The following is a 260-nucleotide window of genomic DNA, read 5'->3' on the forward strand; positions in this document are numbered from 1 at the left end:
CGTTGGCGAATGGGGCTTCAATGCACCTATTGCTGCGCGCGCTCGTATAGCCCCCGAAGATGAGTTGCGTGCCAAGCAGGCCCGTGCGAAACACGCCATTCCCGGCCGCGCTCCCTACCAGCCACACTTTGGCCTCACGCTCGTGAGTTGCGAGCACGGGGAAATTCGCCAGTCCCCGGAGGGACTGCTCGTCTATACGGATGAGGGTATGTCTTCGCTCAAGCTGCGCACGGAGACATCACCGCGTGAACGCGTGATGG

Annotated in this window: 1 pseudogene; it reads left to right on the plus strand. The window is 61.9% G+C overall.

Annotated features, from left to right (window positions below):
* A pseudogene (locus tag RZA33_RS19565) lies at nt 1-260 on the plus strand (hypothetical protein); the annotation flags it as partial.

It is taken from the genome of Halovibrio sp. HP20-59 (genome assembly GCF_033052795.2).
Lineage (GTDB): Bacteria > Pseudomonadota > Gammaproteobacteria > Pseudomonadales > Halomonadaceae > Vreelandella.